Annotated in this window: 21 protein-coding genes; 11 read left to right on the top strand and 10 right to left on the bottom strand. The window is 40.4% G+C overall.

The annotated features are described in order from the left end of the window. The first annotated feature begins 74 nt into the window (after positions 1-74). From M1D84_RS05560 to M1D84_RS05570, 3 genes are all read left to right on the top strand, one after another. Complete coding sequence (locus M1D84_RS05560) at positions 75-827, top strand: hypothetical protein (RefSeq protein WP_044334904.1); 753 nt, start codon at positions 75-77, stop codon at positions 825-827. Positions 828-843: 16 nt separating this feature from the next. Continuing rightward, on the top strand, positions 844-1,020 hold the full coding sequence (locus tag M1D84_RS05565) for a hypothetical protein (protein ID WP_166644691.1): 177 nt from the start codon (positions 844-846) through the stop codon (positions 1,018-1,020). 176 nt (positions 1,021-1,196) lie between these two features. Next, complete coding sequence (locus M1D84_RS05570) at positions 1,197-2,549, top strand: amidohydrolase family protein (RefSeq protein WP_151040407.1); 1,353 nt, start codon at positions 1,197-1,199, stop codon at positions 2,547-2,549. A gap of 38 nt (positions 2,550-2,587) precedes the next feature. Here the strand turns inward: M1D84_RS05570 and M1D84_RS05575 are convergent, their stop codons facing one another. Continuing rightward, positions 2,588-4,525, bottom strand: a complete 1,938-nt coding sequence (locus M1D84_RS05575) for an ABC transporter permease (RefSeq protein WP_458106479.1) — start codon at positions 4,523-4,525, stop codon at positions 2,588-2,590. Continuing rightward, entirely contained in the window at positions 4,515-5,276 is a 762-nt protein-coding gene (locus tag M1D84_RS05580; protein ID WP_024426158.1) for an ABC transporter ATP-binding protein, read from the bottom strand. The genes M1D84_RS05575 and M1D84_RS05580 overlap by 11 nt, the downstream gene beginning before the upstream one ends. A gap of 327 nt (positions 5,277-5,603) precedes the next feature. On the opposite strand from M1D84_RS05580, the gene M1D84_RS05585 reads away from it, so the two are divergent. Together M1D84_RS05585 and M1D84_RS05590 are read left to right on the top strand one after the other, a co-directional pair. After that, a complete protein-coding gene (locus M1D84_RS05585; RefSeq protein ID WP_024424823.1) occupies positions 5,604-5,948 on the top strand; it encodes a PadR family transcriptional regulator in 345 nt (114 codons plus the stop codon). Further along, positions 5,939-7,192, top strand: coding sequence for an FtsW/RodA/SpoVE family cell cycle protein (locus M1D84_RS05590; RefSeq protein ID WP_151040403.1), 1,254 nt, complete (start codon positions 5,939-5,941; stop codon positions 7,190-7,192). The genes M1D84_RS05585 and M1D84_RS05590 overlap by 10 nt, the downstream gene beginning before the upstream one ends. 61 nt (positions 7,193-7,253) lie before the next feature. Here M1D84_RS05590 and M1D84_RS05595 read toward each other — a convergent pair whose 3' ends face one another. From M1D84_RS05595 to M1D84_RS05630, 8 genes are all read right to left on the bottom strand, one after another. After that, the gene (locus tag M1D84_RS05595; RefSeq protein ID WP_411263593.1) at positions 7,254-8,258 is read right to left on the bottom strand and encodes a sensor histidine kinase; all 1,005 of its coding nucleotides are present in this window, start codon (positions 8,256-8,258) and stop codon (positions 7,254-7,256) included. Then, positions 8,258-8,947, bottom strand: coding sequence for a response regulator transcription factor (locus M1D84_RS05600; RefSeq protein WP_025092270.1), 690 nt, complete (start codon positions 8,945-8,947; stop codon positions 8,258-8,260). The genes M1D84_RS05595 and M1D84_RS05600 overlap by 1 nt, the downstream gene beginning before the upstream one ends. A 109-nt stretch (positions 8,948-9,056) precedes the next feature. Then, on the bottom strand, positions 9,057-9,977 hold the full coding sequence (locus M1D84_RS05605) for an iron-hydroxamate ABC transporter substrate-binding protein (protein ID WP_024424819.1): 921 nt from the start codon (positions 9,975-9,977) through the stop codon (positions 9,057-9,059). A gap of 196 nt (positions 9,978-10,173) precedes the next feature. After that, positions 10,174-10,773 carry a response regulator transcription factor gene (locus M1D84_RS05610; RefSeq protein ID WP_024424818.1) on the bottom strand — a complete coding sequence of 200 codons (600 nt, stop codon included), beginning with the start codon at positions 10,771-10,773 and terminating at the stop codon, positions 10,174-10,176. Continuing rightward, on the bottom strand, positions 10,770-11,906 hold the full coding sequence (locus tag M1D84_RS05615) for a sensor histidine kinase (RefSeq protein WP_024424817.1): 1,137 nt from the start codon (positions 11,904-11,906) through the stop codon (positions 10,770-10,772). Before M1D84_RS05615 ends, M1D84_RS05610 begins: the two co-directional genes overlap by 4 nt. Before the next feature lie 118 nt (positions 11,907-12,024). After that, entirely contained in the window at positions 12,025-13,080 is a 1,056-nt protein-coding gene (desA, locus tag M1D84_RS05620) for a Delta(5) desaturase DesA (RefSeq protein WP_448816140.1), read from the bottom strand. 190 nt (positions 13,081-13,270) lie between these two features. Beyond that, entirely contained in the window at positions 13,271-14,713 is a 1,443-nt protein-coding gene (locus tag M1D84_RS05625; protein WP_185853761.1) for a DEAD/DEAH box helicase, read from the bottom strand. Between the two features lie 113 nt (positions 14,714-14,826). After that, positions 14,827-15,630, bottom strand: a complete 804-nt coding sequence (locus M1D84_RS05630) for an NAD kinase (RefSeq protein WP_024424814.1) — start codon at positions 15,628-15,630, stop codon at positions 14,827-14,829. A 446-nt stretch (positions 15,631-16,076) separates the two neighbouring features. Here M1D84_RS05630 and sppA point away from each other — a divergent pair, with 446 nt between their 5' ends. The 6 genes from sppA to M1D84_RS05660 all read left to right on the top strand — a co-directional run bounded on the left by sppA (position 16,077) and on the right by M1D84_RS05660 (position 20,566). Then, positions 16,077-17,078, top strand: a complete 1,002-nt coding sequence (sppA, locus tag M1D84_RS05635; RefSeq protein WP_024424813.1) for a signal peptide peptidase SppA — start codon at positions 16,077-16,079, stop codon at positions 17,076-17,078. 14 nt (positions 17,079-17,092) lie between these two features. After that, complete coding sequence (locus tag M1D84_RS05640; protein WP_024424812.1) at positions 17,093-17,617, top strand: RDD family protein; 525 nt, start codon at positions 17,093-17,095, stop codon at positions 17,615-17,617. A gap of 98 nt (positions 17,618-17,715) precedes the next feature. Beyond that, a complete protein-coding gene (locus M1D84_RS05645; protein WP_206534388.1) occupies positions 17,716-18,423 on the top strand; it encodes a DUF2953 domain-containing protein in 708 nt (235 codons plus the stop codon). 14 nt (positions 18,424-18,437) lie between these two features. Further along, positions 18,438-18,890 (top strand): GerW family sporulation protein, encoded by a 453-nt coding sequence (gene ytfJ, locus M1D84_RS05650; protein ID WP_007501733.1) that lies wholly within the window; start codon positions 18,438-18,440, stop codon positions 18,888-18,890. 112 nt (positions 18,891-19,002) lie between these two features. Further along, positions 19,003-19,503, top strand: a complete 501-nt coding sequence (gene tpx / locus M1D84_RS05655) for a thiol peroxidase (RefSeq protein ID WP_024424810.1) — start codon at positions 19,003-19,005, stop codon at positions 19,501-19,503. 88 nt (positions 19,504-19,591) lie between these two features. Beyond that, positions 19,592-20,566 carry a class I SAM-dependent methyltransferase gene (locus M1D84_RS05660; protein ID WP_034624206.1) on the top strand — a complete coding sequence of 325 codons (975 nt, stop codon included), beginning with the start codon at positions 19,592-19,594 and terminating at the stop codon, positions 20,564-20,566. The last annotated feature ends 371 nt before the right edge of the window (positions 20,567-20,937 follow it).

Here is a 20,937-nt window from a genome sequence, read left to right on the forward strand (position 1 = left end):
TGGTAATTTAGTCTATTACATTATTTCCCTTGAAAGATTATAATCTTTATTAAATTTACTAAAGGAGTCTATTGATGAAGATAAGAAAAATGTTTTGTGTGTTATTGTTCATATCACTTTTATTAGGACAATATCCGGTTGGAAACGCTGTTACCGTAAAGGAGGACGAGCCTTTTAAAAAGATACAAAATGATAAAGCAGCAGAAAAACTCATAAAAAAGGCAAAAAAAAGCTCTCAATTTTTAGAGGCAAAAGAATTAGCCCAAAAGAAAGGATATCTATTAAATGGAGAAAGTGCAGCTGTTCATTTGAAAGCTGCTAAAATGGATGTTGTTTATTTTTATCTGAAAAAAAAGAAGTCAGATAATCAGCTGCTTAACAATGTTTCCTTCATTTCAGTTTCACTGAGCCAAATAAAAGCTCACTATATTCAACTTGCGGAATACGATGAGAAAGGGAATTTGCACTCATATTTCTTTCAAAATGGAAAATTGAAAAATAAGTTCCATATCAACCAAAAAGGGGAGTTTTTAAAAGGATCTTTTACCTATGGTGAAAATGCTGTAAAGCAAGATATGATGGAATTAAATAAAAAAATTGTCCAAATAGATGATTCGGAAATTCAAACGAGTTTTAACTGGAACAAGTTTTGGGACTGCTTAAAAAAGAAAAGCGGTCCGAATGAATCTCTTCCATTACGTTCAATGGTTCTAGGAGCGTGTTATTATATTTGTTTTACGGGACCTGCTAGCTGTATTGCATGCGCAGTGATTAATGGAGGTATATCAGCGGGATTGGCCGGTTATTGTGTGAAAAAAGTTTGGTGAATAGGGGGGATTTAGAATGGCTCATAAAGAACAGCGTAAAGGAGTAGTTCTTGCTGTTTTAGATACGTTAACATTTGGAATACCAGTGTTGCTATGGAATTTATATAAGAATACGAATAAAACATTGAAATTAATGATCCCGATCATTCCGATTGTTGGTTTCATAACGTATCTTTTAGCATCCCTTCACTAATAAGATAAAAAATCCTTAGTATGAGCGTAACGCTCATGCTTTTTTCATTTATTTCAGAAACGCCAGCTCTTCATATATTGAGATAAGTCACTTTTCTTCTAATTTGATCCTGTTCTGTTTTAAAATGTCATTGAGGCGGGGTCATTTATCCTCGTCATTTGAAAAGGGGGATATGGATGAAGAAAACATTGTTTAAAGATGCAGCTCTCTTAACACTGGATCCATCTTTAGGTTTTCTTGAAAGGGGAGATTTATTAATTGAAGGGAAATACATTTTAGAAGTAGGACCTTCAATTGAAGTAAGTGATGCTGACATCGTTGATGCATCTGATATGGTTATCATGCCAGGTCTTGTAGATACACATCGGCATGTGTGGCAGTCTGTCATCCGGGGGATAGGAACAGATTGGTCTTTGCAGACATATTTGAGCAAAATCTATTATGGCAACTATGGAGCGATGAGACGCCCATCCGACGATCGAATCGCCAATTATTTAGGGGCATTAGAAGCTTTAGATGCAGGTGTGACCACGTTTTTAGACTGGACGATGATCAATTCATTGGATCATACAGAAGAGCTTATTGGAGGATTAAAAGATGCGGGCATACGAGCTGTTTTTGCTTTTGGTTCTTCTGGAGATGCTGAGTATTGGGATAGAGAGAGTACGCTCACTAATATGGAGGACGCAGCACGTGTGAAAAAAGCGCATTTTCAATCATCAGATCAGCTTTTAACAATGGGACTTGCGATTCGTGGTCCAGAGTTTTCTTCATGGGAGACGTCGCTATTTGAAATTGAAACAGCCCGGTCTCTAGATGCTCTATGTAGTATGCACATCGGCTTTGGGAATTGGGGAGCGGAGGATCGATCGATTGAGCGGCTTCATAAAGCAGGGTTACTCGGACCGGATTTGAACATGGTGCATATTAATGCAATTGATGCGGATCAAATGAAGATGCTGGCAGACAGCGGAAGCTCTATATCCATTACCCCTGAAATTGAAATGATGATGGGTCACGGTTATCCTGTCACAGGACTTGCGATTGAACAAGGTGTTCTTCCAACGCTCGGTGTAGACGTAGTGACAGCGACAGGAGGAGATTTGTTTGCCCAAATGAAATTCGGGCTTCAAGCAGAGCGCGCGATCCAAAATCAATCGTTGTTAATGGATGGGATCATGCCGGGGCCTGAACTTGGGCTGTCTGCTCATCAAATGCTTGAGGCTGCGACGATCAATGGGGCTCGTGCATTACAGCTCGATCATAAAATTGGGTCGCTTACACCTGGGAAAGAAGCTGATTTCATCCTAATCGACCGGACAAGCATGAATCTTCTGCCGATGACAGATCCGGCTGGCGCGGTTGTCCAAACGGCACACCCTTCAAATGTTGATTCTGTTTATGTGGCTGGAAAAGCAGTGAAACGAAACGGAAAGCTTGTTGATGTGAACCTAGAAGAGGTCAAACGAAAAGCTTATGCAGCAAGAGACCATATTTTATCACACAAGTTTGAATCGACACCTTCGTAAATAAAATAACCCCATAGGCGATGCCTATGGGGAATTGTTTACAAGGATTCTTTGATGACCTTTTTATAATATTGGACAGACAGGAATCCGAAGACAGAATAGAGGGCAGTGTAAATCGCCATGACGATAAGCATTGGAGTCCACAATTCTCCGCCGAACAAAAACCAGCCTGATTGTACAGCAAAGTAGCTGTGCAGCAATCCGATGATGAGCGGAATCCCAAAGTTAAACAGCTGTTTAAGCCGGATGCCTTTTAATAGATCCTTCTCAGTAAAACCAAGCTTACGCAAGATCGTGTAGGAGCTTTGTTCCTCTTCACTTTCATTCATTTGTTTAAAGTATAAAATACAGCCTGATGTGACAAGGAAGCTGAGACCTAAAAATCCGACCACAAACATCATTAGTCCTATTGTTTGTTTTTGCTGCTGAGCTGAAGCTAATTGAGACATGCTGTTGTCACTTAGTTTTAAAGATGTAAACACGCGATTTGCTTGTTCAAGATTTTGATCATCTTTTATATTGACTGCGTTATATTGGCTATTCTCAAGCTGCAGCTTTGGATCTTTCTGTTTGTCGAGCTGCTCAAAAACATGTTGACTCACGACGGCAACAGGCAGACCGCCAAAAGTGAAGTTGTAAGAAATGAGATAATCTTTCTTCATATCCATGACTTTCAAATCAACAGGCTCCTTGAGGAGAAGCTTCACATCGCCTGAGCTTTGAATCGGCATGAATTTTTTTAATAGATCACTGTAGCCGCTTAAAATAACTTCGTTGTTCTCTACATGAATATTTGGTGCGTTTTTCTCACTGATCACAGGCAGTGTCAATACGCCTGGATCATTATTCATATTTTTCAACTCTGAATCCATGATTTTTTTCGCATCAAATTTCGCTTGAATCACTTTGACCTGCTTTTGATCATAAGCAATATGTTTGTCAGAAAGTGCACGAGTGAAGGTGGCTGCTTCTTTTTCTGAGCCCATGACGAAATGAGCTGGAATTTGCTGCTCAGCGGTTTTTTCTGCTGAGTAATAGGAAATGTAGCTAAGAGCCAGCAAACCGATGGCCAGTGCAGATACGGTTGTAATAATTGTTAAAAGCAGTGCATTTGATTTTAGCCTGAACATAATGGATGACAAAGATAACACTTCATGAATGGCGAGATAGCCATTTTTTCTTTTACGTACGATATTGGCAATGAAAGAAACAGAGCCTTTATAAAAAAGAAAGGTACCTATGATGACAGAGGCTAGAATATAAATCATGGCTAAAAGTAACTCAAACATCGACGTATATGAGCCGGTAAAAAGCTTAGAAGAAATATAATAGCCTGAGCTGATCAAGACAATACCGAAAACACCAATGATGATTTCAAAGATAGAGATCTTTTTCACACGCTGTTCTGTCGAAGATGTTGTTCTAAACAAAGATAAAATCGTCTGTTTTTTAATAAAACGCCTATTTCTCAGCATAATCAATCCATAGATAATGAAAAAGACAAAAAGTGTTTGCAGAAGGGCCATGCCTGAAAAATGCAGATTGGCGATGGCGTTCACGCCGGTTACTTTAAATAGCACCATCAGCATCAGCTTTGAACCGATAAAGCCGGCAATGATGCCGATAACCATAGCTGTCACGTATAGGATAAAGTTTTCTGCGTTGAGCAGTCTGGCAATTTTTTGTTTCGTCATGCCGATGAGCTGAAGGAGACCTATTTCTTTTCCTCTACGTTTAATAAAAATGCTATTCGCATATAGCAGGAAAATACCGACGATCGCAATGAGCAGAACCGAAGCGGCTTTAATTGAAGCGCCGCCTTTAATGGAGCCTTTTACACCATCAAGTGCTGGCGAATACTGCAAGGTGACAAAGGAAAAATAGAGTGCAACACTAAACACGAGAGCAAACACATATAAATAGTAATTCTTCAAATTTTTCTTCAAGTTACGGAAGATGAGCTGATTAATGTTCATGCTTCACACCGCCTAAGACACCTTGCGTTTTCATAATATCCTCGAAAAACATTTTTCTTTCTAAAGCGCCTTTATTCAACTGTGTATAAATCTGTCCATCCTTGATAAAAATGACGCGGCTTGAATAGCTGGCTGCGACAGGATCATGAGTTACCATCACAATGGTCGCTTTTCGTTTACGGTTGAAATCTTGCAGCTTGTTGAGCAGGTCAGATGCCGATTTGGAATCAAGTGCCCCTGTAGGTTCATCAGCGAAAATAAGACTTGGTTCATGAATGAAGGCACGAACCGCCGATGTCCGCTGCTTTTGTCCGCCAGAGAGTTCATTCGGATATTTATCTCTTAGTTCATAAATGCCCATGTCTTCTGCGAGCTGCTGAAAACGTTCAAAAGCTTCTTTTTTTGGCGTTTTGGAGATGGATAAAGGCAAAAGAATATTTTCTTTGACCGTGAGTGTATCAAGTAAGTTATAATCTTGAAAAACAAAGCCAAGCTGCTTTTTTCTAAATTCCGCAAGCTGCTGATCCTTCATTTGTGTCATCTCAGCATCTGCAATACGAATGGATCCGCTGGATACATGATCGATAGAAGACAATACGTTCAGAAGGGTTGTTTTCCCCGAACCTGATGGCCCCATGATACTAACAAATTCCCCGGCTTCAATGGTCAAATCAATGCCGCTGAGCACCTCTTGTTTGTTGAATTTATTTCCATAGCTTTTATAAATTTTGCGAGCTTCTAAAATGTTCATTTGCTGAACCCCTTTTTCTTTTAATTGATACCTCTAGTATAAAAAGAAGGCTGCCAAACGTCCTTCGATTTGGCGAACAAAACAGACGAGCATGTGACATTGTTGTCACATGCTTGTTTTTTAAATAAATTGTATGTAAACCAGTTTCTTTTCAGGGTAAGTTTTCTTTCCCCATTTATTTTATCTGTTTTTCACTCTTATGGATCAATCTTCTCTGATTTTTTATGTCATGATGGTGTTTTGAAGCTTTACATGGCTATTTTATTCATGTATGATATGCATATTAAATATATGCATAGTAAATCTATGTATTGGAGGTAACTAAGAATGAAAGTAAGTAAAGAGCTTCTAAAGGGAAGTACAGCTACCCTTATTTTAAGCTTATTAAATGAAAGACCGATGTATGGATATGAAATGATTAAAGAATTAGAGACGAAGTCGGAAGGGATTTTCAGTTTTAAAGAAGGGACAATCTATCCTATTTTGCACAATTTGGAGGCGAAAGAATTCATTATCTCTTACTGGGGCGAAGGGAGTGGCAACCGGAAAAGAAAGTATTACAAAATCAATGAACAAGGGAAAGCATTGATACAGGAAAAGAAAGAAGAATGGAACATATTCAAACATGCAGTCGATGGCGTTTTGAACGGAGAGAAAATCGCATGGGATTAGATAAAAAGTTCGAGAAGTATGTCAAAAGTGTATGTAAACGGATTAAAAATAAAGATGTTCATTCGAGTGTAAAGCTTGAACTGATGGATCATCTATACACACTAAAAGAGGAAGCGATGAATGCTGGGAAGTCTGAAGAAGAGGCGGTAGATCAAGCGTTGGACCAAATTGGTGATGCGGAAATCCTCGGAACGCAGCTTCATGAAACACATAAAACCCAAATCGATTTTAAAATGATTCTTTTAGTGTTAGCCACTTGTTCTTGCGGGCTGCTTGTGATTTACTTTTTGCAGTTTCATTCAGATTTTTCAAATTTTCAAAACATGAACATTTTTTATAAAAGTCTTGCCTTTTATCTAGTTGGTCTAGTGCTTATGTTTGGTTTGTTTTCATTCGATTATCGGCGCTTATTGAAATACTCTTGGCATTTATACATTGGGACACTCGGAACGCTGATTTTTTCGATGATGTTCGGGGCAAGAGTGAACGGTGTTCTTTTTTTAAGAATAAATGATGTATCTATTAATTTGACTGAGATTATGCCTTTTCTTCTAGCTATTTCTTTAGCAGGTATCTTTCACAATTGGAATTGGGAGAATGCGTACAGAGCTTGGCTTGGAGTAGGGATGATGGCTTTACCGATTATTTTAATCAGTACGATTGGTTTTCTTCCTGCGACCGTTATCTGTCTGGTCATGTGCTTAACCGTGATGTATGTGTCTAACGCAAGTTTATGGCAAATCATTATGCTGACAGCAGCAAGCATTTTATATCTGATGGTTGAATTATTTTCTCTTTTTCAAGCAGATGGGCACCTTTTCTTTTATAGAATTCATGAATTCAGCTCAAACGGGCTTCAAATCACACCTTATGCCATGTCTGAAGTTCACACGGATTGGATGTTTACATATATCATTTATTCATTTGGCTGGTTGGCAGGGCTGATTGCACTCCTGTTATTTGTCATCTTTATTTACAGAGTATTTCATACAGCAAAACGAGTGAAAATGGCTTATGGCAAAATGGTCATGACAGGTTTAGCCGCTGTTTTTGCAGCAAAATGTCTCTTAAGCATTTTCACAAACTTTGGCTTTCTGCCTTTACCTGGAGTGTCTATGCCTTTTATGAGCTATGGAGGTTCACATATTCTTCTAGAAATGATGGCTGTTGGGCTGATCTTAAGTATTTATAGACGGAGACAGATGGGAGATGTTTTTCGCCAAGAAGCAGGGAGTATTTCCTAAGTAAGCCACCACAATCTCTTCGCGCATGTTTTGACAGCCACGAAGAGATTGTGATTGCTTTTCACATGCTCGCAATATGAACAAAATCATTCTTTTTCGGAAAGGTGAAGGTGAAGGTTGTCCCTTGATCTATCGTGGAGTTGACCTCGATCGTCATATGAAGAGCGTCTGCTCCTTTTTTCGTTAAATAGAGCCCCATTCCTGTTGAGGCGGTGTCATTGTGATGTCTAGTTGAGGTAAAGCCTTTTTCAAAAATACGAGAGATGTCTCTTGGATCAATTCCTCTGCCTTGATCTGTGATCGTCAGCATGACTTGGTCATTTATTTGCTTGCTTTCAATGACAATATCGGAAGAATGGCTGTATTTGACTGCATTTGTGAGTACCTGTCTGATCATAAAGGATAACCATTTTATATCACTTAATACGGTGCGTTCCTCCAGCGCTAGCTCAAAGCCGATTCCTTTTTGCATACACCAGGATTGGAGCGCTTTGATTTCTTTCGCTATGATGCTTTGCAGGTCCAGCTTTTCAATGAATAAATCATTTTCGATATGACGTACTCTGCTTTGGTGCAGCTGGGCATCAAGTAATAAATGTATTCTGAGCCACTCGTATGTCATATTGGATTTCAGCTGCTGATCTGTTAAGCGGTCAATCATTAAGCGCATCGCTGTAAGGGGGGTTTTGACCTCATGTATCCAAGAGAGCAATTCATCTTTTTCTTCTTCGAGAGCGATTTTCTGCTCTGCTGCCATCTGCCGGTAGCGTGCGATTTGCTCTGACGTTGCATCATGGATGAGCTGCTCAAATGGGGAAGAGGGGGTTAGCCGTATTTGATGTTCAATGTCATCATCCCATTCTTTCAACTTCTCATAATAAGCCGTTTCTTTTCGGTATCGGAAAAAGAGAAAGACAATCATGAGAAACGTAGACAATAGCACAATATAAAAAAGAGAAGCGATTGGAATGGTCGTATCCAAATAAGCAACAAACAGAATGAGGAGCTGCAAACTAAGAAAGAAAAGAATCCAGCTTCTTCGTTCTTTTAAAAATGCTTGCAGCATCATTGATCATCCTTTTCCTTTGCAAGATAGCCTTGACCCACTTTTGTCTCAATGAAGGCGCCAAGGGAGATCTCGTCTAGTTTTTTTCTGAGGCGGTTGACGTTTACAGTCAGTGTGTTGTCACTGACAAACCGTTCATCCTCCCACAATGCTTGAATGAGTGATTCACGGCTGACGATATGATTTTTATGCTGAATCAATTCCTTGAGAATAAATAACTCATTTTTTGTTAATTCAACCTCACCATGATCATTTGTTACGGTATTTTTTTCCAGATCAATCGCAGCGCCGCACCATACCTTTAGGCTGGCCGGTTCTGCATTATAATCATGCACGCGGCGAAGAACAGCACTTATTTTGGCAATGAGCACGTCAAAATGGAAGGGCTTTTGCACAAAATCATCGGCACCGAGCTGCATTGACATGACCATATCAGCTGGATGGTCTCTTGAGGAGAGGAAGATGATTGGAACATTTGAATGATGCCGAATCATCCGGCACCAGTGAAAGCCATCGTATTTTGGCAGCTGTATATCTATAATGACGAGATCAGGCTGGACAGACGTGAATTCCTGCAGCACCTGATGGAAATCTTGAATCCCATAGACATCATAGGACCAGTTAACTAGACGTTCTTTGATTTCCTGGAAGAGGGTTGTATCATCTTCAATTAGTAAAATCTTAAACAAAATCAGCACCACACTTTTTGTATTCGCTTGTTGTCATTGTAGCGGAAAAAAGGCCCTGCCGCTAGAACCAGACAAGAAAAAAGCAAGGGAAGAGGTCCCTTGCTTCAGCTTATTTACCTAAAAAGTGCTTTTTAAAGAATGATAGTTGGAATTCAAGTGTGAGTGGGTCATTAAAATAGAATTCCTCTGCATTGGCTTCATACACACGATGTTTTTTGACAGCTGGGATGGACTTGTAAATTTCACTGTTTTGATAGGAATTGTCCATTTCGCTGTTTTTACTAATGATCATATAGTCTCCAGCAAATTCAGGAATGACTTCCTGTGAAACCGCGTAGTAGCCGGCTTTTAATGCTTTTTCTTTCACTTTCTCAGGCATTTTCAGTTTCATTGCTTGATAGAGAATTTCTGTTCCGCGGCCCCATGCATCTCCAAAAACGTAAAGATCTTTTGTGCCGCTTTCAAAGACAGACACTGTTGCATCTTTACCGATTTTTGCTTTGATTTCTTTTCCAGCTTCAGCTGCGCGTTTTTTGAAATCTTTTACCCAAGCTTTTGCTTCTTTTTCTTTGTTTAAAACTTTTCCAATTTCAATGTGCTGCTGAAGGTAATCAACTTTGTTATACGTAAACAAAACGGTTGGTGCGATTTTTTTGAGTTTTTCTACATTTTTAGTATTGCTTAAGCCAATGATGACATCAGGCTTTAGCTTCATGATTTTCTCTACATTTGCATCAGATACTTCTTCCACATTTTTTAATTTCTTTTGGAAGCGCGGATTCTTTTTGGACCAAGAGTCAACGCCGACAAGGTTCACACCAAGTGACATGACATTCCCTGTGTAAGAACCGAGCACAACAACACGTTTTGGATGCGCTGGCAGCTTCACAGGCCCATTTTCAGATTGATATGTAATTTTGTCTGATGATGCTGATTGATTTCCTTTATTTGAGGAAGAGCTGCTGCTATTGCCACATGCGCTCAATGCAAGTACAAAGATGAGCATCAGAGGGAACAATATTTTCTTCATGAATGTAGACTCCTTTGAAATCGGCGCATAAGCCGGATATTGGTTGTATTAGTGATAATGATAATTATTATCACTTGGATATCATATCATAGGACTGTAGGCTGTTGTCAATGACATTTTGATAGCTGGTAATAAAAAATAAAAGGGGATTTTCAATAAAAAAAGATCAAGGCAGCATGTGTCCTGATCTTTTTTCTTATTTAAACCAGCCTTTTTCTTTTGAGCGTGTAATGGCCTCGATGCGGTTTTTCACTTCCAGCTTATCTAAAATAATGGAAATGTAGTTCCGGACAGTGCCGCTTTTGATGCTGAGTTCTTTTGCAATTTCTTTTGTGTTTTTACCGTCTGCGACGAGTTCAAGGACCGATTTCTCTCGCTCCGTTAAAGGATTTTCATCACTATATAAGTCTTCCATCAATTCAGGGGCATACACCTTTTTCCCTTTCATCACACTGCGAATCGCACTTGCCAGCTCCTCGCTTGGACTGTCTTTCAGCATGTAGCCGCTGACGCCCGCTTTTAGCGCCCTTTGGAAATAACCGGAGCGGGCAAAGGTCGTTAAAATAATGATTTTCACATCTGATCCTTTGAGCTCTTCCGCTGCATCAAGTCCGGATTTTCCCGGCATTTCAATATCCATTAAGCAAATATCAACAGGATGTGTTTTGGCAAAATCGATGGCATCTTGGCCATTTGTACCTTTTCCAACAACCGTCATATCGTCTTCTAAATCGAGAAGTGAACCGAGTGCACCAAGCAGCATTTGCTGATCTTCTGCGATAAAGATGTTGATCATTTCATACCCTCCTTTTCTTTTGCTGCTGAATCATTTGGAATGCTCATAATGAGCTTTGTCCCGTCTTTTGTTTCAATCCGCAGGCGGCCATTTGCAAATTCCAATCTTTCTCTTATTCCTAAAAGGCCGTGACCCTTCGTTTGAGAGGATGGATAGTCGCCTTTAAATGTTCCGTCGTCCTCAACGGTGATGATGGCTTCCTTTGACTTTTGGTGAATGGTAATTTTACAAACCGTTGCATCACTATGTTTGACGACATTCGTCACCGCCTCTTTTATGCACATGCTCACAATGTTTTCGTTCAGAAGTGAGATGTGTTTCGGTGCTTCCTTTTCATCATAAATCAATTCAATTCCAGCTGCTTCGAGAATTTGCTCGATGTTCGACATTTCATCTTTGATTCGGATGCCTTTCATGGAGGAAACAATCTTCCGCACTTCATTGAGAGACGTTCTGGCGGTCTGCTGGACGCTTTTGAGTTCGGCACGAGCCTGTTCAGGGTCTTTATACACGAGTTTACGGGCAAGATCACTTTTTAAACCGATCAAAGAAAGCTTTTGTCCAAGGGTGTCATGCAGGTCGCGTGCAATGCGCTGCCTTTCTTCAAGCTTCACAAGATCTGCAATCCGTTCATTGGCATATTCTAATTTCTCCTCAAGCCGTTCACGTTCCTTCCTGCTCCGAATGCTGAGAGGAAGAAGAATGGCACTAATCAGGGTGATGACGACAAAAGGAATTTGTGTGAGAAACCAGCCCTTTTTTAAGATCAAACTAAAGTTCACTGCCACGGCGGCGCTCGCCAGATGGATATAGTACAAGATATAAAAGGGAACTTTTCGTTTAATATGTCCGTTAAAATAGGCGATGCAAAAAGCGAAATAAATATAGCTGTAGAGCATCACATAACCAGTTGAAATACCGATCAATAATAGGCCAAAGACATATAATGACCAGCCTTTTGCAACAAAGGCAAAACGATACACAGCGAAAAAGACGACGTTCAAAATAATGCCGATCACAATACCTAAAGTCGAAGGTGTCTTAAGGATAAAATAGAAGGGCAGGATGAAAAAAATGGCCCATATATAGGGGGAAATCCCATGCAATTTTTGAAGTTTAAACTGTTTTTTCATCCGTGTGCCACCTTTTTTCGTTTTTCATTGTTTTTCCTTACTTTATCAAATTCAGCCTATTGGTGCATCCTGTAAATGACAACAAGCCCCTTCTCGTGTAAGAAAGAGCCTGCGCCGATTATGCATTTTTCTTGAGAATGTCTCCTTTGATAACTGGAACGTTCATCTTCTTAGATTGCCGTGCTTCTCTAAACGTCACAAATGCTTTCGTTTCCTCATCCCACAGCTTAAATTTCATCGACTCAAGGCTTGTTTTCAACGTGATGGTCGGGACATTTTGCAGCGGTTCACTTTGGTCATGGGCATGCTCTAAAAGATAATTCGGTACTCTTGGGCTTAAATGATGGACATGATGGTAGCCGATATTACCAGTTAACCATTGAAGAAGCTTTGGCAATTTGTAAAAGGAGCTTCCTTCAACAGCTGCCTGCACATAGTTCCAATGTTCATCTGCTTCAAAATAAGAGTCCTCAAACGTATGCTGTACATAAAACAACCATACACCGATAGATCCTGAGATCAGGAAGATCGGACCTTGAACAAGCAGGAATTCCTGCCAGCCAAAAAGAAGACATGTTGCGGCTGCTAACGCAATGATGCTCACGTTTGTGAAATACGTGTTCCAACGCTCTTTTTTACGAGCATTTTTGACGTTGAAACGGTTTTTTAAGAGAAAGACAAAGATCGGTCCTAAAATAAACATCACAAAAGGGTTACGATAAAATCTGTAGCGAAATTTCGTCCATGCTGATGCTTCTTGATATTCTTTGACTGTTAGGAGCCAAATGTCGCCAGTACCTCGTTTGTCTAAATTACTGCTTGTGGCATGGTGAATGGAATGATCTCGTTGCCATTGAAGATAAGGGAAAAGGGTGAGTACGCCCGTTAAAAAACCGAACAGGTGATTTAGCGGCTTCTGTTTAAAAAAGGATTGATGGCAGCAGTCGTGAAAAATAATAAAGACACGTACTAAAAACCCAGCTGCAATAACCGCAAAAAAGAGGGTTAAAAGGTAGGAGATATTCAGGCTATAATAGGCAAGAAACCAAAGCCCTAAAAATGGAATGAATGTATTAAAGAGTTGAATGATACTTTTTTTCGAATCAGCACCAGAGAATTGACCCACTTGTTTTCTTAAAGTAGCTTGCTGCTGTGTGTTTGTTGAAGTCGTCATGAACGTTCAAGTCCTTTCCGTTTCTTTCTACTTCAAAGTATAGAAGGAAAGGTGTCATGCTCATAGTAGCACCCATCATGTATTCAATATGACATTTGTCATGTTTGTCATCAAAAAGGCTGATGGAATACGGTTTTGAGCTTATTTCAATATAAATAAAAAAAGTAAAGGCGCTGGGCCTTCACTTTTTTTATGAACGTGCTTCATGTACTTTTAACTGCTTGCCTTTAATGGTTGTGTGGCGCATGGCATTCAGCACAAGAGGGCCTTTGCCGTTTAAAATATCTACATATGTTTTTGTGTCTTGAATCGTAATAATCCCAATGTCATCGAATGCAACGCCTTCTATTTTGGCAATGGTCCCAACGAAATCAACAGCCCGCAGCTTCTTTTTCTTTCCGCCGTTAAAATAAAGCTTCATAATATCCTTCTCAACGCCTGCCTGTTTATTTTCCTTTTGAATAGGCGTTTCAATTTTCTCTTCGAAGCTTTCTACATGCTCCTCTGCTTCTTCCTTTGTCGGATAAGGCTGAGTTTGAAAGTCTATGCCAGCATCCTGCTTTAATTCATCAATAAGCGGTTTTGCATTCTTTGTCATAAACGCAATCGTTTTCCCGCTTTTTCCCGCTCTGCCTGTTCTGCCAGTCCGGTGAATATAGCGCTCTTTTTCATAAGGGAGATCATAATGAATGACATGTGTCATATCACTGACATCAATTCCCCGGGCTGCTATATCTGTTGCGATCAGATAACGGAATTCACCTTTTTTAAATTCATCCATCACATCAAAGCGGTCTTCCTGTCTCATGCCGCCATGAATTTTGTCACAGGGCACATCCCATTCGTCCAGCTTCAGTGTGAGTTCATTCACTCTGTCTTGTGTATTACAGAAAATAATGCAGCTATCTGGATTTTCAATGACGATCGTACGCTGAAGAAGGGAGAATTTCGATTCTTCTTCCGTTTCAATGACGGTGTGGGTGATTTGCTGTACAGACGTTTCTTCACGTGCAATCTCAATGACTTTTGGTGATTGTAAAAACTGTTCGCTCAATTTTTTCATATCATCAGACATTGTCGCTGAAAACAGCATCGACATGCGCTTTGGCGGCAGATACTGAATAATAGAAGAGACTTGATCGATAAATCCCATGTTCAGCATCTCATCCGCTTCATCTAACACGAAAAATTTGAGATTTTCTAAAGAAAGGGTGCCTTTCTCAAGGTGATCCAAAATGCGGCCTGGTGTCCCGCACACAATATGGTTTTTCTGTGAAAGCTCTACTTTCTGCGCTTGAAAAGAGGCTTTTCCATAAATGGCTGCGGCTTTGATTCGTTTGAACCGCCCAAGGCTTGTGAGGTCTTGTTTGACCTGCATGGCGAGTTCTCGTGTCGGAACGAGGATGAGGGCTTGAGGTTTATTTTCAGCCCAATCAACCATTTCACAAATCGGCAGACCATAGGCTGCAGTCTTGCCGCTGCCAGTCTGAGATTTGACGATTAAATCCTGCTTTGAAAAAGCAACGGATAATGTCTCGTGCTGAACGGGTGTAGGTGTATGGAAGTGAAGCGCTTCTAACGCTTGTTTCAATTCATCACTTAATGGATATTGATCAAAATGTTGTAATGTCATCGTGTTCTCCTTTTCGTACATTCATACTTGTGACATCATACCATAACCATGGCCGTGAATGAAAAGACATAAAAAAAGCCCCGTAAAGGAGCTTTCAGCGTGCAGACAAATTCTCAAAGGAATCTGCGTTTTACTTTTTCCCAGTAAGAGTTGTCTTTTAATTTCACCGTTTTAATGACTTTTCCTGAAAGGCCAATGTCAATTTGTTTGACGTGTTTTGTGCCGAGCGCTTCGTTATCAAGCCCGATAATTGGATGATCGTTTCCATCCTGCACTACCTTCAGCGTCAGCTTGCGGTCACTGCTCAAGATGAAAGGAGCGCCTAATGTACGGTACGAGTTGTTATTCAGCGATGCAAGCTCTGTGACTTGCATACAAGGAAGCATCGGATCAACCACGGCGCCGCTCACCGATTTATTGTAAGCCGTTGAACCAGTCGGAGTGGAAATAATCATGCCGTCGCCTCTAAATGTTTCAAAGTGGAAATCATCTATATACACATCGATCACAAATGTTTTAATAATGCTGGAGCGGATCGACAGTTCATTTAAGCAATGGAACTGGTTTGTGCTGTCAACGCTTACATCGATGATCGGATATTTTCTCACTTCAAGCTGTTCAGTGTTCATGGCATCAATCATTTTATCAAAATGCTCTAATGAGAAATCGCAGTATAAGTGCGTATTTTCTGATTTTGATACCCCTACATACAAGCAGTCATCCCGGAAGTTTGTTTTACGTACTGCTTGAAGAAATGTGCCATCCCCGCCAATTGAAGCAATAATATGGGCATCCTCTGCACGCTTGACGACGTGAAAGCCCTGATCGGTAGCGAGCTTCTCGAGAGAAGAAATGTGTCCATCCAATTCATGATCTTTTTTGTAAAAGAAAAATACATTGCGACGATTGTCTGTCATTGACGTTCTCCCCTTTGCTGTCAAAAATAATTTTCAATGATAAAGGGCTTACATGAAAACCCTTGCTCACATTTTACACTTTTTTCATATGAAAGTAAAAACTTTAGAAAGAACCACCTGATGATCGGATTGCCTTTATGAGAAATGAGTCGATGTGAGTGATTTGAAATGGCTGAATCCTGAGCATAATTGAATAGCCGTTTTCTCATGAAAGAATGGTTTAGGTGTTTCGTTGCGGTGATGATCTAGCCTATTAGGTGCAGGGAGAGGATAAAAAAGCCAATTTTTCGTCATGCGCATATCTACGTAGACGATGTAAAGTTGATCGTTATTTAAGAGAGGTGCTATCATATGCCTACATGAAATGTAAAAAAACCACAATTCCTGTGAAACATTTCATGTGGGCATTCGTATGAATGAAGTGAGAAAAAAAGGAGGAGAAAAAGATGAATGCGAAAAGATGGGTAGCGCTAATTATTGCACTTGGTGTTTTCGGATTTTCAATTGTGATTAGTGTCACGATGGCCTTGTTCGATAGCTTCAATGACAATAAAATGAGCTATCAATTCGGGGATGAAATAGAAGAGAAGGTACTAGAGAATGGCAGCGGTGCAGGCAAGATTGCTGTTCTTGAGATTAATGGAACCATTCAAGATAATGGCGGTGCATCGAGCCTATTAGGCGGAGAAGGTTATGATCATCGTGCATTCCTCAAGGAACTAGATAAAGCGAAAGAGGATGCTTCTGTAAAAGGTGTACTTCTGCGCGTAAACTCTCCTGGCGGCGGTGTCTATGAAAGTGCTGAAATACATAAAAAATTAGAAGAAGTGAAAAAAGCGAAGAAGCCGATTTACGTATCTATGGGTTCAATGGCAGCTTCTGGCGGCTACTACGTGTCAACTCCAGCGAAGAAAATCTTTGCTTCACCTGAAACATTAACAGGGTCGTTAGGGGTCATCATGCAAAGCTTGAATTATTCTAAGCTCGCAGATAATCTAGGTATTAAATATGAAACGATTAAGAGCGGGAAATTCAAAGATATCATGTCTCCAAACCGTGATATGACAAAAGATGAGCGCAACATCATGCAAAGCATGGTCGATAACTCTTATGAAGGATTTGTCAAAGTGATCTCTGAAGGACGCGGCATGTCAAAACAGGAAGTCAAGAAAATTGCCGACGGCCGGGTATATGACGGGACACAGGCAAAATCGAACGGATTAGTCGATGAGCTTGGGTATTATGAAGATGCATTAAAAGCGATGAAGAAAAATGAAAAAGGCTTAAAAGGAGCAACAGTGGTCAGCTATTCTCAAAGCTTTGGCTGGAACTCTCTCTTCAACATGAGTGCAAGCAAGCTCTTTAAAAGCGAAATTGATTTTCTGAATTTAAAAGAAACACTGGCTGGCTCAAATGGGTCTAAACCGATGTATCTCTATTCAAAATAAAGGAGGGATCATAGATGGATTCTACATTCGATGAAGTAAGCGAAAGCCGCAGCCAAGAGGAAGAATCGAAGCCGGCCTTTGTGAAGCGCGCTTCAATTGAAGCACAGGCGTTTGCAGGTTTTTGGATTAGATTTTGGGCATTTATTCTTGATTGGCTCGTCGTCTGGGGTGTAAACCATTTGACGGTTTCTCCAATCTTTAGTCTGTTTGGCTGGTCCAAAGGAGGGGGATGGTTTTCTCCATTTTCCGTCACAACGACGATTGTATTCCTCCTTTATTTCGCCATCATGACGAAAATCTTTCAACAAACACTTGGCAAGATGGTGTTTGGAATTAAAGTGGTCTCACTTCAGCCTGAGAAGAAGCTGGCATGGGATGTTATTTTCTTTAGAGAGATTGTGGGGCGCTACATTAATACGATCTTTATTCTCTATGCTATCGTTGGGTTCTCACCGAAAAAGCAAGGGGTTCATGATTACTTTGCCGATACGGTGGTCGTCCATGAACATTTATATGAAAAAACAGAATCAAACGTATAATCAGAGGAGTTTGGCCGGGTACCGGTCAAACTCTTTTTTGTTGATTGGGTATAAAATCCAGAATGAGAGCCATAATCGTAGGGGAAGCATCATTTGTTATGGAGGAAGTGAGCACAGTGCTTTACGTTTGGATCGCAGCGTTTTTGCTTCTTGTGATCTTGTTGATTTTCATGAAAGTAACCATTTTGCTGGACTATTCGCATACAAACGACAATGACCACATTGCACTGAAGGTCATCACCTTATATGGATTGGTCAGACTCAAAAAAGATATTCCGATGGTGAGGGTCAATCCAGAAGACCAAACGATTGATATTCGTGAAAAGAAAATGGAAAGCGCTAAAAACCCTGATCACGAAAAAGAATCGATGCATAAAAAAGTAGGAAAGCGTGATATGAAGCAAATCCTTCATCAAATGGAGCGCATCACAAAAGAGATTGTCGATTTAAACCGGATCATGCGCAAATTCTTCATTCACATAAGGGTTGTCTCATTTCACTGGTCGACATGGATCGGCTTTCATGACGCCGCTTTAACAGGTGTAGCAGCCGGCGGTGTGTGGTCAGTGAAAGGAGCACTGCTTGCCTTTATGCAGGAGCATCTCACCTTTAAGCATAAACCGGTGTATGAAGTCATTCCGGCCTTTCAGCACAATGTGTCACAGACTCAGTTTACATGTATAGCATATTTTCGTATTGGACATGCTATGCTTGCAGCCATTCGTTTACTTGTCCATTGGTTAAAAGGAAGAAAGGCGAGAAAAAGTGCCTCTCTTCAAGCAACGAAGAATGAATCATCTGTTTAAGGAGGAACCCGAAAATGGCAGATCATCCAATCCAAGGTCTCATGAAGACAGCGATGGAAAACTTAAAAGAAATGATAGATGTGAATACAATCATCGGCGATCCAGTCGAAACCCCTGACGGCAGTGTCATTCTCACTGTGTCAAAGGTTGGTTTTGGATTTGCAGCCGGCGGCAGTGAATTTAACGGGAACCAAAAGAAAGAAAAACGTTCTGATGAACAGGAACGAAAAGAGCCAAGACTCCCATTTGGCGGCGGAAGCGGCGGCGGGGTGTCGATTACACCAATCGCCTTCTTAATTGTAGGAACAAACGGAGTTCGAATGCTTCATTTGGATGAACACACACATCTGCTCGATAAAATATTGGATTCTGCTCCTCAAGCAATTGAACGTCTTCAGCACATGTTTAAGAAGGATGAGCGGGAGCACCGTCACAAAGAACGAAAACTAGATGACATAGACCTTTAAAAAGTTAGCTGCGCTGCAGTTAACTTTTTTTGCAAAAGGGACGATTAGGCTTTGCAGTTTTTTGCTTTCTCTACTATGATAGAACCATACATTTGAAAAGGGAGGAATTGTTTTGGCATCGATCACATTTAAAGGAAGTCCTGTCACGCTTGTAGGAAATGAAGTAAAAGTAGGCGAGCAGGCTCCTGATTTTACGGTATTAACGAACTCACTTGGAGAAGTTTCACTTTCTGATTTAGCAGGAAAAGTGACGATCATCTCAGTGATTCCTTCTATTGATACAGGTGTGTGTGACGCACAAACAAGACGTTTCAATGAAGAGGCAGCGGGTTTAGGTCCGGTCAATATTTATACGATTAGTGCAGACCTTCCATTTGCACAAGCACGCTGGTGCGGAGCAAACGGAATTGAAAATGTCGAAACATTATCTGATCACAGAGATATGTCATTTGGTGAAGCATTCGGAGTGTATATGAAAGAATTGCGTTTATTGGCGCGCGCAGTCTTTGTATTAGACCCTAACGGAAAAGTGGTTTACACTGAATACGTAAGTGAAGCAACGAATCACCCAAATTATGAAAAAGCCATTGAAGCTGCAAAATCACTGTTATAAAAGCAGCATCGACAAGAGCTCCGGCTTCATCCTGGGGCTCTTTTCAATGAGAACATATAGCTTTTAACAAAGCGAGGAGAGAAAAGCATTGCAGAAAGATCAAGTAAGTACTATTTTTGAACTGCTCGATACAGCTTCTATTCGATTAAAAAAGGAACAGGGCATTTCCTATATTGAAGCATTGGCAGAAGCAGGAGAAGCCTTTTTCCAAGCAAATGATCGAAACGGTTTATTAAAGGATTTAATAGAAAAAGCAGATTTTGCTTCTTATGATCATGAGCAGATTCGTAAAGCGTTTCAGCTCGCCGTATTGAAAGGTCAAAAGGATATTTCTCACCCAAATCGCCAGATGACACCAGATACGATTGGACTGTTTGTCAGCTATTTGGTGAATAAATTTTTAGACGGTCAAAAAGAGCTCGTAGTCTTTGATCCAGCAGCGGGAACAGGAAACTTACTTCTTGCTGTTTTAAATAATCTCACTGCAGAAACAAAACGCGGCTTTGCGTCTGAAATTGATGATGTGCTCATTAAAATTGCTTGGGCCCAGGCGAATTTAGAGGAGAAAGAAGTTGAGCTTTTCCACCAGGACAGTCTTGAGCCGCTTCTGATCTCACCGGCAGATGTCACTGTATGCAGTCTCCCAGTGGGCTATTATCCAAATGATGAGCGTGCAGCAGACTTTGAACTAAAGGCAAAAGAAGGACATGCCTTTGCCCATTATTTATTCATTGAACAAAGCCTTCGCTACACAAAAGAAGGCGGCTTCTTATTCTTCATCATTCCAAATGATTTATTTGAAGGAAAAGAGAGCGTACAATTAAAGGATTTCATCAAAGATCATGCGTATATGAATGCGTTAATTCAGCTGCCAGTGTCCATGTTTAAGGATAAAAAACACGCCAAAAGCTTATTTGTGATGCAAAAGAAAAAAGAAGGGCTGGAAGCCCCAAAACGAATGCTGTTTGCCAATCTTCCATCTTTCTCACAGAAGGAAGCAATGGTCGGTGTGATGAGAAAATTAGACCAGTGGTTTATAGAAGAAAAAGAAACGAAAGAATAGCCAGAGTGATTTCTGGCTATTTCAGCGTGTAGACAAACCCTCGCATTCGCCCGCAGGTCTGCGCTCCGGTGCTCACGAATCCCAAATTCGCTCTGCTCCGATGCTCGCCCTTCCTAGAGCTGCAAAGGTTTTCTATCACGCTGAAAAGAAAACAAAGAGCTAAAATAAAAATCATTTTATCTCTTTGTCAATAATCTGGATATTTTACTATTCAGAAAATAACGACTTATTGATGTAAGCGATAACAGTTTGAAGGTGCACTTGAAATGCAAAGTTTTCAATGTTTAAATGAAAAAGTCAGATATTTTTCGGACTTATCGTTAAACTATAAAAGACCCGTCAAACAGGTTGAATATAGCACCGGAAAAAAC

It is taken from the genome of Bacillus sp. PK5-006, assembly GCF_054161415.1.

Excerpts from the sequence above, each read along its gene's own strand:
- M1D84_RS05565 (WP_166644691.1), top strand. The coding sequence starts at position 844 with ATGGCTCATAAAGAACAGCGTAAAGGAGTAGTTCTTGCTGTTTTAGAT.
- ytfJ (WP_007501733.1), top strand. The coding sequence starts at position 18,438 with ATGGCAGATCATCCAATCCAAGGTCTCATGAAGACAGCGATGGAAAAC.
- M1D84_RS05595 (WP_411263593.1), bottom strand. The coding sequence starts at position 8,258 with ATGCTGCAAGCATTTTTAAAAGAACGAAGAAGCTGGATTCTTTTCTTT.
- M1D84_RS05605 (WP_024424819.1), bottom strand. The coding sequence starts at position 9,977 with ATGAAGAAAATATTGTTCCCTCTGATGCTCATCTTTGTACTTGCATTG.
- sppA (WP_024424813.1), top strand. The coding sequence starts at position 16,077 with ATGAATGCGAAAAGATGGGTAGCGCTAATTATTGCACTTGGTGTTTTC.
- M1D84_RS05630 (WP_024424814.1), bottom strand. The coding sequence starts at position 15,630 with ATGACAGACAATCGTCGCAATGTATTTTTCTTTTACAAAAAAGATCAT.
- M1D84_RS05640 (WP_024424812.1), top strand. The coding sequence starts at position 17,093 with ATGGATTCTACATTCGATGAAGTAAGCGAAAGCCGCAGCCAAGAGGAA.
- M1D84_RS05570 (WP_151040407.1), top strand. The coding sequence starts at position 1,197 with ATGAAGAAAACATTGTTTAAAGATGCAGCTCTCTTAACACTGGATCCA.
- M1D84_RS05625 (WP_185853761.1), bottom strand. The coding sequence starts at position 14,713 with ATGACATTACAACATTTTGATCAATATCCATTAAGTGATGAATTGAAA.
- M1D84_RS05560 (WP_044334904.1), top strand. The coding sequence starts at position 75 with ATGAAGATAAGAAAAATGTTTTGTGTGTTATTGTTCATATCACTTTTA.
- M1D84_RS05615 (WP_024424817.1), bottom strand. The coding sequence starts at position 11,906 with ATGAAAAAACAGTTTAAACTTCAAAAATTGCATGGGATTTCCCCCTAT.
- M1D84_RS05575 (WP_458106479.1), bottom strand. The coding sequence starts at position 4,525 with ATGAACATTAATCAGCTCATCTTCCGTAACTTGAAGAAAAATTTGAAG.
- M1D84_RS05610 (WP_024424818.1), bottom strand. The coding sequence starts at position 10,773 with ATGATCAACATCTTTATCGCAGAAGATCAGCAAATGCTGCTTGGTGCA.
- M1D84_RS05590 (WP_151040403.1), top strand. The coding sequence starts at position 5,939 with ATGGGATTAGATAAAAAGTTCGAGAAGTATGTCAAAAGTGTATGTAAA.
- M1D84_RS05645 (WP_206534388.1), top strand. The coding sequence starts at position 17,716 with ATGGAGGAAGTGAGCACAGTGCTTTACGTTTGGATCGCAGCGTTTTTG.
- desA (WP_448816140.1), bottom strand. The coding sequence starts at position 13,080 with ATGACGACTTCAACAAACACACAGCAGCAAGCTACTTTAAGAAAACAA.
- M1D84_RS05585 (WP_024424823.1), top strand. The coding sequence starts at position 5,604 with ATGAAAGTAAGTAAAGAGCTTCTAAAGGGAAGTACAGCTACCCTTATT.
- M1D84_RS05580 (WP_024426158.1), bottom strand. The coding sequence starts at position 5,276 with ATGAACATTTTAGAAGCTCGCAAAATTTATAAAAGCTATGGAAATAAA.